Annotated in this window: 11 protein-coding genes; 7 read left to right on the forward strand and 4 right to left on the reverse strand. The window is 60.5% G+C overall.

Features of this window, described 5'->3' with window-relative positions:
* Positions 1-76: 76 nt before the first annotated feature.
* The gene (locus KW837_RS03910; RefSeq protein WP_218394581.1) at positions 77-3,112 is read left to right on the forward strand and encodes an FAD-binding and (Fe-S)-binding domain-containing protein; all 3,036 of its coding nucleotides are present in this window, start codon (positions 77-79) and stop codon (positions 3,110-3,112) included.
* 106 nt (positions 3,113-3,218) lie between these two features.
* Here the strand turns inward: KW837_RS03910 and katG are convergent, their stop codons facing one another.
* Complete coding sequence (gene katG, locus KW837_RS03915) at positions 3,219-5,507, reverse strand: catalase/peroxidase HPI (RefSeq protein WP_218394582.1); 2,289 nt, start codon at positions 5,505-5,507, stop codon at positions 3,219-3,221.
* Positions 5,508-5,890: 383 nt separating this feature from the next.
* Here katG and KW837_RS03920 point away from each other — a divergent pair, with 383 nt between their 5' ends.
* The 3 genes from KW837_RS03920 (at position 5,891) to KW837_RS03930 (ending at position 7,226) form a co-directional block, all read left to right on the forward strand.
* Entirely contained in the window at positions 5,891-6,382 is a 492-nt protein-coding gene (locus KW837_RS03920; RefSeq protein WP_218394583.1) for a GNAT family N-acetyltransferase, read from the forward strand.
* A gap of 280 nt (positions 6,383-6,662) precedes the next feature.
* A complete protein-coding gene (locus tag KW837_RS03925; protein ID WP_218394584.1) occupies positions 6,663-7,034 on the forward strand; it encodes a hypothetical protein in 372 nt (123 codons plus the stop codon).
* Between the two features lie 3 nt (positions 7,035-7,037).
* Positions 7,038-7,226 carry a DUF1289 domain-containing protein gene (locus tag KW837_RS03930; protein ID WP_218394585.1) on the forward strand — a complete coding sequence of 63 codons (189 nt, stop codon included), beginning with the start codon at positions 7,038-7,040 and terminating at the stop codon, positions 7,224-7,226.
* Positions 7,227-7,386: 160 nt separating this feature from the next.
* Here KW837_RS03930 and KW837_RS03935 read toward each other — a convergent pair whose 3' ends face one another.
* On the reverse strand, positions 7,387-8,322 hold the full coding sequence (locus KW837_RS03935; RefSeq protein WP_218394586.1) for a LysR family transcriptional regulator: 936 nt from the start codon (positions 8,320-8,322) through the stop codon (positions 7,387-7,389).
* Positions 8,323-8,450: 128 nt separating this feature from the next.
* Here KW837_RS03935 and KW837_RS03940 point away from each other — a divergent pair, with 128 nt between their 5' ends.
* The 3 genes from KW837_RS03940 (at position 8,451) to KW837_RS03950 (ending at position 11,890) form a co-directional block, all read left to right on the forward strand.
* Positions 8,451-9,872 (forward strand): MFS transporter, encoded by a 1,422-nt coding sequence (locus KW837_RS03940; RefSeq protein ID WP_218394587.1) that lies wholly within the window; start codon positions 8,451-8,453, stop codon positions 9,870-9,872.
* Between the two features lie 84 nt (positions 9,873-9,956).
* Entirely contained in the window at positions 9,957-10,931 is a 975-nt protein-coding gene (locus tag KW837_RS03945) for a quinone oxidoreductase (protein WP_218394588.1), read from the forward strand.
* A 29-nt stretch (positions 10,932-10,960) separates the two neighbouring features.
* Positions 10,961-11,890, forward strand: a complete 930-nt coding sequence (locus KW837_RS03950) for a LysR family transcriptional regulator (protein WP_218394589.1) — start codon at positions 10,961-10,963, stop codon at positions 11,888-11,890.
* A 134-nt stretch (positions 11,891-12,024) separates the two neighbouring features.
* On the opposite strand, the gene KW837_RS03955 is transcribed toward KW837_RS03950, so the two are convergent.
* Entirely contained in the window at positions 12,025-13,488 is a 1,464-nt protein-coding gene (locus KW837_RS03955) for a GDL motif peptide-associated radical SAM/SPASM maturase (RefSeq protein ID WP_218394590.1), read from the reverse strand.
* Positions 13,489-13,747: 259 nt separating this feature from the next.
* Positions 13,748-14,329, reverse strand: coding sequence for a DUF1842 domain-containing protein (locus KW837_RS03960; protein WP_192342749.1), 582 nt, complete (start codon positions 14,327-14,329; stop codon positions 13,748-13,750).
* Positions 14,330-14,369: the final 40 nt, after the last annotated feature.

Here is a 14,369-nt window from a genome sequence, read left to right on the forward strand (position 1 = left end):
GAGGCTGACCCATTAATGCTCAGGCGACAAGTGTTTTGATTTTTCTGTGATTAGACCTACAAGAGACCATCCTGCGATGATCGCCCAGTTGACGACCGTTGAACCCGCGGCACAGTACCCGGAATTTCTGCAAGCCCTGCGCGCCAGTGGCTTGCGCGGTCAGCTCAGCGCCGACTATGCCACTCGGACCGTGCTGGCGACCGACAACTCGATTTACCAGCGTCTGCCGCAAGCGGCGGTGTTCCCCCTGGACGCGGACGACATCGTGCGCATCGCGACATTGATGGCCGAACCACGCTTTCGCCAGATCAAGCTGACCCCGCGAGGCGGTGGCACCGGGACCAATGGCCAGTCATTGACCGAAGGCATCGTGGTCGACTTGTCGCGGCACATGAACGCTGTCCTCGAAATCAACGTCGCCGAGCGTTGGGTACGGGTGCAGGCGGGCGTGGTGAAGGACCAGCTCAATGCCGCGCTCAAGCCTCATGGGCTTTTCTTCGCTCCGGAGTTGTCGACCTCCAACCGCGCCACGGTGGGTGGCATGATCAACACCGACGCCAGCGGCCAGGGCAGCTGCACCTATGGCAAGACCCGCGATCATGTTCTGGAACTGCACAGCGTACTGCTCGGCGGTGAACGCCTGCACAGCCAGCCTTTGTCCGATGCGGAGCTGGAGGTGGTGTGCGCACAATCCGGCCGCATCGGCGAGGTGTACCGCACCGCGCGGCATATTCAGGAAACCCAGGCCGACCTGATCGAGTCGGTGTTCCCCAAACTCAATCGCTGCCTGACGGGTTACGACCTGGCGCACCTGCGTGATGAGCACGGACGCTTCAATCTCAACAGCGTGCTGTGCGGTGCGGAAGGTTCGTTGGGCTACATCGTCGAAGCCAAGCTCAACGTGCTGCCGATTCCCAAGTACTCGGTGTTGGTGAACGTACGCTACGCCAGCTTCATGGATGCGCTGCGCGACGCCAATGCGCTGTTGGCGCACAAGCCGCTGTCCATCGAAACCGTGGACTCCAAAGTGTTGATGCTGGCGATGAAAGACATTGTCTGGCACAGCGTCGCCGAGTATTTCCCGACGGACGCCGAGCGCGCGACGCTGGGTATCAATCTGGTGGAGTTCAGCGGGGAGGACCTGACGCAAGTGAAGGCTCGCGTGGCGTCGTTTGTGGCGCATCTGCAGGCCGACACCACGATCGAGCGGTTGGGCCACACGTTGGCCGAAGGTGCCGAAGCAGTGACCCGCGTATACGCCATGCGTAAACGCTCGGTCGGGCTACTGGGCAACGTCGAAGGCGAGATTCGCCCGCAGCCTTTTGTGGAAGACACCGCCGTGCCGCCGGAGAAACTGGCCGACTACATCGCGGAGTTCCGCGCCTTGCTCGACAGCCATGGCCTGGCCTATGGCATGTTCGGACATGTCGACGCGGGTGTGTTGCATGTGCGCCCGGCACTGGACATGAAAGACCCGGCCCAGTCCGCGCTGGTCAAGCCGATTTCCGATGCCGTGGCCGAGCTGACCCGGCGCTATGGTGGTTTGCTGTGGGGCGAGCACGGCAAGGGATTGCGTTCGGAATATGTCCCTGAGTTTTTTGGCGAGCTGTACCCGGCGCTGCAATTGCTCAAGGGCGCGTTCGATCCACACAATCAGCTCAACCCCGGCAAAATCTGCACTCCGCCGGATGCCGCCCAAGGCTTGCTCAAGGTTAACGAAGTGACGCTGCGCGGTGAGCTGGATCGGCAAATCGACGAGCGTGTCTGGCAAAGTTTCGGCACCGCTGTGCACTGCAACGGTAACGGCGCCTGTTACAACTACGATCCCGACGATGCAATGTGCCCGTCGTGGAAAGCCACCCGTGAACGCCAGCATTCGCCAAAGGGCAGGGCGTCATTGATTCGCGAATGGTTGCGATTGCAAGGCGCGGCCAATATCGATGTATTGGAAGCGGCGCGGGGCAGGTTGTCGTGGTTGAGCGGCTTGCCAACGAGGATGCGCAATAACCTGGCACGCTCGCGCGGCGAGGCGGATTTCTCCCACGAAGTCTACGACGCGATGGCGGGCTGTCTGGCCTGTAAATCCTGCGCCGGACAATGCCCGGTCAAGGTCAATGTCCCGGATTTCCGATCGCGTTTTCTGGAGCTCTATCACGGTCGCTATCAACGTCCGTTTCGCGATTACCTGATCGGCTCGCTGGAGTTCACCATTCCTTATATGGCCTATGCGCCGGGCCTGTACAACGCGGTAATGGGCTCAACATGGATGAGCCGCTTGCTTGCGCGACACGTCGGCATGCTCGACAGCCCGCTGATCAACCGTTACGACTTGCAGGCCACATTGACCCGCTGCAAGGTGGTGGTCGCCAGCGTGCCAGCCCTGCGCGAGCTCACCGTCGCGCAACGTCAGCGCAGCGTGGTGTTGGTGCAGGACGCTTTCACCCGTTACTTCGAAACACCGTTGCTGGCGAGCTTTATCCAGTTGGCGCATCAGTTGGGCTATCGCGTGTTTCTGGCGCCCTATAGTGCCAACGGCAAGCCGTTGCATGTACAAGGCTTCCTCGGCGCATTCGCCAAAGCGGCGATCCGCAACGCCAGTCAACTCAAGGCGCTAGCCGACTGCGAGGTACCGCTGGTGGGGCTGGATCCGGCGATGACGCTGGTCTACCGCCAGGAATACCAGAAAGTGCCGGGGCTCAATGATTGCCCAAAGGTCTTGCTACCCCAGGAGTGGCTCTTCGATGTGTTGCCTGAAAACCCGCATCCGGCTACTCAGACATTCCGTTTGCTGGCGCACTGCACCGAGAAGACCAATGTGCCGGCCAGTACTTCGCAATGGGAAGCAGTGTTTGCCCGGCTTGGCCTCAAGTTGGTGACTGAGGCGACGGGCTGTTGCGGCATGTCCGGAACCTACGGCCATGAAGCCCGCAACCAGGACACCTCGCGGACCATTTTCGAGCAGTCATGGGCCGGCAAGCTGGACAAGGCGGGAGAAGCACTGGCAACGGGTTACTCCTGTCGCAGTCAGGTAAAGCGTCGCGCCAACAGGCAGCTGCGCCACCCACTTGAAGTGGTGTTGGAGCATGTGCTATCGAAAATTCTGGCGCACTAAATCCCGCAATGGCTGCTTGGGGGGCAGCTTCTGGCCGATAGATCAGCAAAAAGCACAACGCCTCCACACAGGGAGGCGTTGCAGGTTTTCAGCAATATTGCTCAGATCATCTCACATCAAACCGGTCCAGATTCATCACCTTGTCCCAGGCTGCAACGAAGTCTTTCACAAACTTCTCCTTCGCATCGTCGCAGGCATAGACCTCAGCCAAGGCCCTCAACTGCGCATTCGAGCCAAACACCAGATCGACACGCGTACCCGTCCATTTAAGGTCGCCGGTTTTCCGGTCGCGCCCTTCAAACTCTTCATTGGCCTGCGACACCGGTTTCCATTCCACGCTCATGTCCAGCAGGTTTCTGAAGAAGTCGTTGGTCAACGCTTCTGGCTGCTTCGTGAACACCCCGTGCTGAGTTTGTCCGACGTTGGTGTTTAACACCCGCAGGCCACCGATGAGCACGGTCATTTCTGGCGCGGTGAGTGTCAACAGTTGCGCTTTGTCGATCAGCAAGGCCTCGGCCGGTACGCTGTAGCGGGTTTTGAGGTAGTTACGGAAGCCATCGGCGGCGGGTTCGAGGAACCCGAAGGATTCGACATCCGTTTGCTCTTGCGAGGCGTCCATCCGGCCCGGCGTGAAAGGCACCGTGACGGTGTGGCCGGCATTTTTCGCCGCTTGTTCGACACCGGCGCAGCCGGCCAGCACGATCAGGTCTGCCAGCGAGATTTTCTTGCCGCCGCTGTTGAACTCGTTCTGGATGCTCTCGAGTTTCGCCAGCACGTTCGCCAGTTGCTCAGGTTGGTTGGCTTGCCAGAATTTCTGCGGAGCCAGGCGCAGGCGTCCACCGTTGGCGCCGCCGCGTTTGTCGGAGCCGCGGAAGGTGGAAGCTGCCGCCCAGGCAGTCGATACGAGTTGCGAGACCGACAGGCCGCAGGACTGGAGCTTGCCTTTGAGTGCAGCGACGTCGCTGTCGTTGACCAAGGCATGGTCGACCTCCGGAATCGGGTCTTGCCACAGGAGTTCTTCGTTGGGCATTTCCGGGCCAAGGTAGCGGGAGAGAGGGCCCATGTCGCGGTGGAGGAGCTTGAACCAGGCGCGGGCGAACGCGTCGGCCAACTGGTCCGGGTTCGCCAGGAACCGCCGTGAAATCGGCTCATAGATCGGGTCGAATCGCAGGGACAGGTCCGTGGTCAGCATGGTCGGGTTACGCCGCTTCGACGGGTCGTGAGCATCCGGAATAATGCCCGCGCCAGCGCCGCCTTTCGCCGTCCACTGGTTGGCGCCCGCCGGGCTCTTGGTCAGTTCCCACTCGAAACCGAACAGGTTTTCCAGGTAGTTGTTGCTCCACTTGGTGGGCGTGGTGGTCCAGGTCACTTCCAGCCCGCTGGTGATGGTGTCGCCGCCCTTACCGCTGCCGAAGGTGCTCTTCCAGCCCAGGCCTTGCTGTTCGAGGCCTGCGGCTTCGGGCTCGGCACCGACGTTGTCGGCAGGGCCGGCGCCGTGGGTCTTGCCGAAGGCGTGGCCACCGGCGATCAGTGCCACGGTTTCTTCGTCATTCATCGCCATGCGCCCGAAGGTCTCGCGGATGTCCACCGCAGCAGCGACCGGATCGGGGTTGCCTTCCGGGCCTTCCGGGTTGACGTAAATCAGGCCCATTTGCACCGCGGCGAGCGGGTTTTCCAGATTGCGTCCTCCGTCGGTACGGCTGTCCTCATTTTCCCCCGGCTCAGCAACGAGTGGGCCTTCGCCGGGTTCTTGCATGGGTTCCTTCTTGTCTTTTTCGTAGCGGGTGTCACCGCCCAGCCACTTGTTTTCGGAGCCCCAGTAGACAGCCTCATCCGGTTCCCAGACGTCTGGTCGACCACCGGAAAAGCCGAAGGTTTTGAAGCCCATGGACTCCAGCGCGACGTTGCCGGTGAGCACGATCAGATCGGCCCAGGAGATGTTGCGACCGTATTTTTGTTTGATCGGCCAGAGCAGCCGGCGCGCCTTGTCGAGGCTGACGTTGTCCGGCCAGCTGTTGAGCGGTGCAAAGCGCTGCTGACCGGAGCCGGCACCGCCACGACCGTCACCAACGCGATAGGTGCCGGCGCTGTGCCAGGCCATGCGAATAAACAGCGGCCCATAGTGACCGAAGTCCGCAGGCCACCAGTCTTGCGAATCGGTCATCAGTGCGTGCAGGTCTTGCTTGAGCGCTTGAAAGTCCAGGTTTTTGAAAGCTTCGGCGTAGTTGTAGCCCTCGTCCGTGGGGTCGGACAGCCGCGAATTCTGGTGCAGGATCTTCAGGTTCAGTTGGTTCGGCCACCAATCGCGGTTCGTCGTGCCACCGCCCGCGGCGGCGTGATTGAACGGGCATTTCGATTCATTTGCCATGTGTGCACTACCTTTGGTCGTATTCATCCGGCTATCCGGCCCGGGGTGGGCGCGCAATAGCGACGAGCGAAATCAATGACATAGGCTGCAGCCGTTCGATCAACCGTTCATCGTGGTCACAGGGGAATCTGGATAGCGGCAAATCGAGTTGCCTGTACGGTGGCCCACGGCAAGCCTAGTACGCTTCTGATTCATTCGTATCTTTTATCAAGTCTCAACCGGCCGGCTCACGCCAGCGCTGCATTAAGGTTAGACGCCTATAAAGCAGTCAGCTAATAGGTGGAGTATTCACGCTTGATAGGCAGAATCTTTTACCTGAGCCGTCGAGATGGAACCGCTGATACGAGTCTCTTTTATCCAGCATCGGCAAAACGTAATCTGTCGCACCGACCTTTGGATGGACCCAACCCATGCTACTCACCCACCGCCCCGTCGATGCTGAAGATGTGTTGACTGTTTGCGACTTTCCGCAAAACGCCCAAGAACTGTTTTACATGTTCCCGAAGGCGCACTACCCGCTGACGGAAGATCAACTGCGTGCATCGATTGCTCTACGTTCAGACTCGACGGTGGTTGAGGGGGACGGTTCTGTTGTTGGCTTTGCGAACTTTTATGCGTTTGAGCGCGATGGCGTTTGCGCGATCGGCAATGTGATCGTGTCGCCCAAGGCGCGGGGGAAAGGTGTCGCGAAGTTTTTGGTGGAGACGATGGTGGCGCTGGCCTTTGAGCGTCATCGGGCAAGCGAGGTACAGATTTCGTGCTTCAACGAGAATACGGCGGGGCTGCTTCTGTATCCGCAGCTTGGATTTGTGCCGTTTGGGGTTGAGGAGCGAGTGTCGCCGGATGGGCGCCGTGTAGCGCTCATACAAATGAAAAAGATTGGGAGCCACGGGCGGCTCTGAATATTTTTCGGGTCGGGATTTGTGCTGTTTAATCGGGCCTCTTCGCGAGCAAGCCCGCTCCCACAGGGGATTTGTGTCATGCACATGAAAACGTTCCTTCCATACAAGCGGGCTTGCTCGCGAAGAGGCAGCACAAACACAGAAGCTTTCAGGTCTGCCGCGCTATTTGTCACTGAACACCAACCGGGGTCGTGGGCGGGCAATGACGCAGAGAGGAAACGAGCGACCGAAGGTATGATGAGCCCTTTCCATCGACACCCACCCAAGGACTCCTTCCCCGATGTCTTTAAGCAAACGCGATCAGGCCCAAATCGAACGTCGCCTGGTCGCCACCCTGACCGAGGCGTGTGAAACCGCCAAAGCGGAAATAGTCGGGTTCTGCTGGCTGACCCACGAAGTCGATTACGCGGTCTTTCCTTCCAGTCTGCGGGTGATCTGGGTCTTCGATACGCAGGCCAACAAGGATCAGGCGCTGGCGAGCGGGCAGGGCGAGCGTATGGTCGAACTGACGGCCGTGGCGTTCAGTGAAGCGGATGTACTCATCAGCCCGGTAGCGGCCCATGTGCAGTTTGATTCTGAAGAGCAATGTCAGCGCGCCAATGCCGGCAACTGGCAGCAACGCCTGGCGCCCAAGCGCTCGACGCGGGGTTGAAGCGTGGCCAAGGATATCGAAAATCCGTGTATTTCCATTTGCCAGCTCAGTGGTGAGCTGTGTGTCAGTTGTGGCCGCACCAAGGACGACATCAGAAAATGGAAGCGCATGAAGCGTCCGGAAAAAATGGCGGCGGCGCAGCGGGCGAGTTTGCGGTTGAAGGGGCTGCAGAAAAAGAGTGTTTTAGGGTAATGCCCGTCAGCAAGCCGTAATGCGATCTATAGCATCTGGCGAAGGCTGCACTACTGTGGCGAGGGAGCTTGCTCCCGCTGGACAGCGCAGCTGTCCCAAAACCAATTTACGACTGCTTCGCAGCCGAACGGGAGCAAGCTCCCTCGCCACAGTAGCGCAGCTACAAAGCGTGCGTTGTGGCTGACATTGACTTCACCAGCTCATGGGGCTGCGCACAAACCTCCCGAACACATTCACGCAGCCACCGATGCGCTGAGTCGGCATCCATGCGTGGGTGCCAGAGCATCGAAATGGTGATCGGCGGCAGATCGAACGGAAGGTCGAAACTGTACAAGCCTGCGTGCAGGTTTCGTGTGTGTTGTGCAGGCACGGTGGCAATCAGGTCCGAGGCGCGAGCCAGCGCCAGCGCGGCCGAAAAGCCGCCGACGATGGTGGTGATCTCGCGCTCCAGTCCCAGCACTTCCAGGGCTTCATCCATCGGCCCTTTATCGAGCCCGCGTCGCGAGACCAGGATGTGCTTGCCAGCGGCATAACGGGAGGCGGTGACTTCGCCTTGGCTCAGCGGATGCCCCGTGCGCACGACGCCAATGAAACGATCCTCGAACAACGCACGGGTGCGCACTTCCGGGCTCGTCGTGCCGCCGACCACACCGGTTTCAAGGTCGACGGAACCGTCGCGAAGGGCGGCGCTGTCCTTGTTCAGCTTCTGCACAAAGTGCAGGCGCACGCCGGGTGCTTGTGCACTGACGCGGGCAATCAGCGCCGGGCCGAAATTTTCGACGAAGCCGTCGCTGGTGCGCAGCGTGAATGTACGCCCCAGTTGCTTGAGGTCGAGCTGTTCGGCGGGGCGCAAAACGGCTTCGGCATCTTGCACCAATCGACTGACCTGTTCGCGCAGTTCGAGTGCTCGTGGCGTTGGCACCAACCCGCGTCCGGCCCGTACCAGCAGCGGGTCGCCCGTCGTTTCGCGCAATCGCGCCAGCGCCCGGCTCATGGCCGACGGGCTCAGGCGCAGTCGTTGGGCGGCGCGCGCGACGCTGCCTTCGGCGAGCAGCACATCCAGGGTAATCAGCAAATTCAGGTCGGGAGTCGTCATGCCTCCACGTTAGCACGGCGTGTGGGTGATATGCCGTCAAACGCAACTATCAAGTGCAAATGGTGCGCCTTCCGCCATGTCACGCATGGGCATACGCTGCTGATCTACCTTTCAGATGTGGCCAGACAATGAAACTCATCACCCAATCAGGCTCCGTCCGCTGGGCGCTCGCGAGCCTTTCGCTATCGATGTTGATGCCCTCACTCGACACCAGTATCGCCAATGCGGGTTTGCCGACGTTGGCCCAAGCGTTCGATGCTTCTTTTCAACAAGTGCAGTGGATCGTTCTGGCGTATCTGCTGGCGATCACCACGCTGATTGTCAGCGTCGGACGACTCGGTGACCTCGTCGGTCGTCGGCGTTTGCTGCTGACGGGCATCGGCATTTTCACCCTGTCATCGCTGGCGTGTGGTGTCGCGCCGTCGCTTGGGTGGCTGGTCGGTGCCCGGGCAGTGCAAGGGCTCGGGGCGGCGATCATGTTGGCGCTGACCGTTGCGTTTGTCGGGGAGACGGTGCCGAAAGCCCAGACCGGCAGTGCCATGGGGCTGCTTGGCACGATGTCGGCGGTCGGCACCACGCTGGGGCCGTCACTGGGTGGGTTACTGATTTCCGGTTTCGGTTGGCAGGCGATTTTTCTGCTCAACGTGCCGCTGGGTGTTCTGAATATCTGGCTTGCGTATCGCTATTTGCCGGCGGATGCACCGCAGACGAAAGCGCTGCGGGTAGGATTCGACAAGACTGGCACGTTGCTGCTGGGGTTGACGCTCGCGGCGTATGCGCTCGCCATGACGATCGGGCAGGGTGATTTTGGGTCGGTCAACATCGCGCTGCTGCTGACGGCTGTTGTCGGTGCCGGGATTTTCATATTTGTTGAGGCCAGGGTCGCCTCGCCATTGATTAAATTGGCGCTGTTCCGCGAGCCAGGATTGAGCGCGAGCCTAGCCATGAGCACGCTCGTTTCGACGGTGATGATGGCGACGCTGGTGGTCGGGCCGTTTTATCTTTCGGGGGCGCTTGGGCTAGGCACGGCACTTGTCGGTTTCGCCTTGTCGGTGGGGCCGTTGGTGGCGGCGCTGACCGGTATACCGGCCGGTCGCCTGGTGGATCGTTTTGGCACTCGGCGCATGACCCTTCTCGGGCTTGTGGCAATGGCGCTCGGCACGGGGGCTTTATCGATGATGCCGGCGGGTTTCGGCATCCTCGGTTACCTCACGCCCATCGCGGTAATCACTGCCAGTTATGCGTTGTTCCAGGCGGCCAACAACACCGCGATCATGACCGACATCCATGCGGACCAGCGCGGCGTGATTGCCGGCATGCTCAGCCTGTCGCGCAATCTCGGACTGATCACCGGCGCCTCGGTCATGGGCGCGGTGTTTGCCTTTGCGTCGGCGACGGCAGACATCACCTCGGCATCTCCCGCCGCCATCGCCAGCGGTATGCGGATAACGTTTGCCGTCGCCATGCTGTTGATCGTCCTGGCCCTTGCTGTCGCGTTGACGCTGCGAGTTTCACACTGCTGCACTGCATGCAGTAATGAACTGCAGTGAGGTCGTATTGTTCACGTTAAATCGAATGCCGATACTTCCCCCACATGGCGCAGATGGGCTGCGCTGAAGTGAAGGAGTCAGGCAATGGTTTCTGTCGTTCGTATCGCACACACCGGCGCACCTGAGGTGATGACCATCGAGCAGGTGACGGCGCGTGAGCCGGGGCCGGGTGAAGTCTGGCTGGAGCAGGAGGCGATTGGCGTCAACTTCCTCGATGTGAGTCAGCGCAAGGGCGCCGTACCGCTGCCATTGCCGTCGGGGCTGGGCCTTGAAGGGGCGGGCCGGGTTGCCGCCATCGGCGCGGGAGTGAACAACGTCAAGGTGGGTGATCGGGTGGCGTACGCAACGGGGCCTGTTGGCGCTTACGCCAGTGCGCGATTGTTTCCGGCCGAGCGGCTGGTGCCGATTCCCGACGCATTGACGGCTGAAGAGGCGGCCGCGGTGTTGTTCAAAGGCATTACCGCGCAATACCTGCTGAAGACGACGTATCCGGTCGGCCCCGGCACCATTCTGGTTCTGTATGGCGTAGCGGGCGGCCTCGGGCAGATCATGGCGACGTGGGCCAAACACCTGGGGGCTTTTGTCATCGGCATTGTGTCCCGGGCCGAGAGTGTCGAGACAGCCAAGGCGCTGGGTTGCGATGCGGTGCTGGTGTTCAATGCCCAGACACTCGCCGCGGATGTGGCGCAGATCACCCACGGCAAGAAAGCCGATGTGGTCTACGATCCCATCGGGCGGGTGTCGTTCGAAGCGTCGCTCGACTGCTTGCGACCGCGTGGGTTGATGGTGTCTTTTGGGGCATCCTCCGGAGCGCCGACGGCGGTCGAAGTGGCCACACTCAATGCCAAGGGCTCGCTGTTCCTGACCCGTCCTTCACTCGCCGCGCACACCACGGATATCGCCGAATACCGGCAACGGGCCGATGATGTACTGGCGGCGGTCGAGGCGGGCATAATCAAGCCCGGCATCTGGGGCCGCTATGCATTGGCCGATGTGGCCAAGGCCCATGCCGATTTGGAAGGCGGCCAATCTCGCGGAGCGATCGTCCTCAAGCCGTGATTGTTTTTACCTGAACAAAAGAGTGTTTTGTGAACCCACTGGATAGCCGCCACATTGATGAAATTGCAGCGCTTCTTGCGGTCGCCTCGGCACATTCGTTCGTGGCTGCCGGACGTCTGCTGCAACGCCATCCGACGGTGATTTCAAAGCGCCTGGCGGCCATGGAAAAGCGCCTGGGCGTGCGGCTGATGGAGCGCACGACGCGACAGGTGCGGTTGACCGATGCCGGCAACCGTCTCGTCGAACGTCTGCGCTGCGCCACGGGGTTGATCATCGAGGCTGAACAGGAAGCGTCACTGGGCGCGGCGCAGGTTCGTGGTGTCTTGCGCCTGGCTTTTCCTGCGGCGATGGGGCGCCTGTGGCTGGCGTCGATGCTGCCGGAATTTCTGGCGGCTCATCCGCTGGTCTCCGTCGAGGTGGATTACAGCGATCGCGTGGTCGACATCATTGGTGAAGGATTCGATGCGGCGATTCGTATCGGTGAACTGAACGACAACCGCCTCGTCGCGAAGAAGCTCAGCGATCATCGCCGCATTCTCTGCGCTTCACCGAGTTACATAGAACAGCATGGTTTACCGGCCAGCCCGAAAGAACTGACCGAGCACAACTGCCTGGGCTTCACCGGCCTCGCGGCGTTTCCTGAATGGCGTTTGTCGAAGGGTGATCGGCAGGAGAGGGTCATCACCAGGGGCACCTTGACCTCGAACGACGGCGAAGCGTTGCTCGCCGCGGCCAAGGCTGGCGTCGGTATTTTGGGCGCTGGCGAGTGGCTGATGAGCCGGGAAATCGCCAACGACCAGATGGTTCGCGTTCTGCCGGAGTGGGATCTGGATGCTCAGGGCGGGATTTATCTGGTGCGAGCGTCAGCAGCTTTTACGCCGGCAACGCTCATGGCCTTCAAGGAATGGCTGGAGGCAAGATTTGCGCAAGGGCCGCCTTGGCAAATGCCCGTCAGTTAAGCGCAGTCCATGTGGGAGCGGGCTTGCTCGCGAAAGCGGTGTGTCAGACGACATCAATGTTGACTGTGCCGCCGTCTTCGCGAGCAAGCCCGCTCCCACAGGTATCGCATTTTGACTGACGGGCCATTACTCCCTTACATCAAGGTATTTTGCGGCATCCCCAGCAGGCCAGTCAGGGTGTTGATAATCGCTTGTTGCCGGGCACGGTCTGTCTGGTGCACGGCTTCTGCGGCGGCGACATCGGCGTTGCAGTGAGGGCAGGTCACTTCGTGCGCATGGATGTACTGCAAACAACCCCGACACAGCGCCAGTTGCGGTGGAATACGTCCTTCGTCCGGCGATTTCTGGCCCTGGTTTGCCCAGGCCAGTTTGATCACCTGGCCGCTGTCGCTGACGCTGCTGACCGTCTCGCCGGTGTCGATGCGTTCGGTGATCAGGTCAAAACGTCCGACGGCGAAGGAGGTCTTCGCCGCGTCCTCGAGTTTGACGATGCGCTCGCGCAGCCCGCGTTTTTGCAGGTCCAGCGCGCGGTAATGGCAGTAGGGGTTGTTGCCGGGTTTGCCGAGCAGGGAGTGCGACGTCCAGGTGCAGCCGCCACGGCAGACATCGTTGTAGTAACAGCTTCGGCAATAGCCCCACAGATCTTCGACGCCGCGCAATCGGCCAAAGTGCATGCCTTCGCTGTAGTGCCAAATATCGTGCAGGCTCATGTTGCGAACGTTGCCGCCCGAAAACCCCACGGTTGCCAATGACGGGCAACCCTTGACGGTGCCGTCGGCCTCCAGCGCCAGCACGGTCTGGCCGGCGGCACAGCCACTCCAATGCACGCGCTCGTCGCCGAAACCACGCCACATGTGTTCATAAGGCCCGTAGTAACCAATGTTGTTGCCCACGTTCATCAGCAGCCCGCGGTCGACACCTTCGCGATACAGACGCGCCAGCAACGGCATCACTTCCAGCAGTTGATATGGCTGCAACAGCAGCTCCGGGTGATCGACGGCATTGCCCATCGCGACCGTCAGCTGGATCTGCCAGTGAGTGGCACCGAGGCCGATAATCAGGTCCATCAATTCGGGCAAGTCGGGCAACGTGGCTGCGCCGATTTGGGTGTTGACGCTCACCGCAAGCCCGGACTGTTTGGCCCGCCGCAGGGTATCAACCGCTTTGTCGAAGGAGCCCGGAACATTGCGTACCGCGTCATGCAGCGGGGCCAATCCATCCAGTGAAACACCGACGCCATTAAGCCCGGCATCCACCGCTGCCTGCATTTTCGCCGGTGTCAGGTTGCGTCCACCGGTTTGTATGGCGCAATACATGCCGTGATCGTGGATGGCCTGGATCAGCTGCGTCCAGTCCTTGCGCAAATAGGCTTCACCACCGATCAGGGTGATCTCACGGGTGCCGAGGGCGGCCAGGGAATCGATGACGTCCAGGCATTCCCGGGTGTTCAATTCATCGGGGCGTCTGTGGCCGGCGCGTGAGCCGCAATGCAGGCATTTGAGATCGCAGGCCAGGGTGATTTCCCAGACCACATGCACCGGCACGTAGCGTTTGAGGTCGGTTTCACTGAGGTAGCGGGCAGGGCGAGTGTCTGACATGGGAAATCCTTGCGCACCAACGTGTGCGCGGCACGAATCCATCGAAGTGTTCGCGCCTTCCTTGGGGCAGTGGCGCGACCGGATTTACCTTTTGTTGTTGAAGTGAACCGGACCAGTCAGTTAAGCGCGGAACCCTGTGGGAGTGGGCTTGCTCGCGAAAGCGGTGTGTCAGGCAACATCAATATTGACTGTGCTGCCGCCTTCGCGAGCAAGCCCGCTCCCACATGGATGCTTGCCTGACGGCATTACCGGGTGCGGGTTAGCGAGCCTCCAGCCGGGCGATTTCAACGTTCAACTGATCCAGTGCGTTACGCAACGCACCGCTGTGAGCCAGTTGCTGTTCACCCTGGCTGACCACGGCCTTCAGTTGCGCCAGGTCACCGCTGGCTTGCGCTTGCTGTACCGCGACGGCGTAGAGCGGTACCGCATGGTGCGGATGCTCTGGACGCACAATAACGGGAGCCTGGCTGACCGCTGCGTGTTTCACGTAATGCCATTGGCCCTGATTCTCGTACTTGTAGTCGGCATAACCGCTCGCCCAATCGCCGCCTAAAATGCCCTTCAAACCGAAGGTCTGGGCGATCTGGCTGAGAGGGCCGCTCGGGCTGCCGGCCAGGGTGAGGATGATGTGGTTCTCCGCCGTCGGCACCAGTTTGGCCTCGGAGTACTCACCCCATACACGGGCTCGGAAGTTGAGGGGTGGGTAGGTGCTTTGGAAAATACTGGCAATCCCGCTGACTTTTTTCTTTGCGGTATCCACTAGCAAATCGAGGGTTAAAACCGGTGCGCCCAGCAGGTGACTGCTGATGTTGAGGCGGGTATGAAAAAGTCCGATTGACATGGTGCTACTCCCTTATTTGTGTTCAAGACAAGTCGGGCAT

It is taken from the genome of Pseudomonas sp. PDM24 (assembly GCF_019218905.1).
In the GTDB taxonomy this organism is placed as follows: Bacteria; Pseudomonadota; Gammaproteobacteria; order Pseudomonadales; family Pseudomonadaceae; genus Aquipseudomonas.

Excerpts from the sequence above, each read along its gene's own strand:
- KW837_RS03955 (WP_218394590.1), bottom strand. The coding sequence starts at position 13,488 with ATGTCAGACACTCGCCCTGCCCGCTACCTCAGTGAAACCGACCTCAAA.
- KW837_RS03920 (WP_218394583.1), top strand. The coding sequence starts at position 5,891 with ATGCTACTCACCCACCGCCCCGTCGATGCTGAAGATGTGTTGACTGTT.
- KW837_RS03960 (WP_192342749.1), bottom strand. The coding sequence starts at position 14,329 with ATGTCAATCGGACTTTTTCATACCCGCCTCAACATCAGCAGTCACCTG.
- KW837_RS03940 (WP_218394587.1), top strand. The coding sequence starts at position 8,451 with ATGAAACTCATCACCCAATCAGGCTCCGTCCGCTGGGCGCTCGCGAGC.
- KW837_RS03925 (WP_218394584.1), top strand. The coding sequence starts at position 6,663 with ATGTCTTTAAGCAAACGCGATCAGGCCCAAATCGAACGTCGCCTGGTC.
- KW837_RS03945 (WP_218394588.1), top strand. The coding sequence starts at position 9,957 with ATGGTTTCTGTCGTTCGTATCGCACACACCGGCGCACCTGAGGTGATG.
- KW837_RS03935 (WP_218394586.1), bottom strand. The coding sequence starts at position 8,322 with ATGACGACTCCCGACCTGAATTTGCTGATTACCCTGGATGTGCTGCTC.
- KW837_RS03910 (WP_218394581.1), top strand. The coding sequence starts at position 77 with ATGATCGCCCAGTTGACGACCGTTGAACCCGCGGCACAGTACCCGGAA.
- katG (WP_218394582.1), bottom strand. The coding sequence starts at position 5,507 with ATGAATACGACCAAAGGTAGTGCACACATGGCAAATGAATCGAAATGC.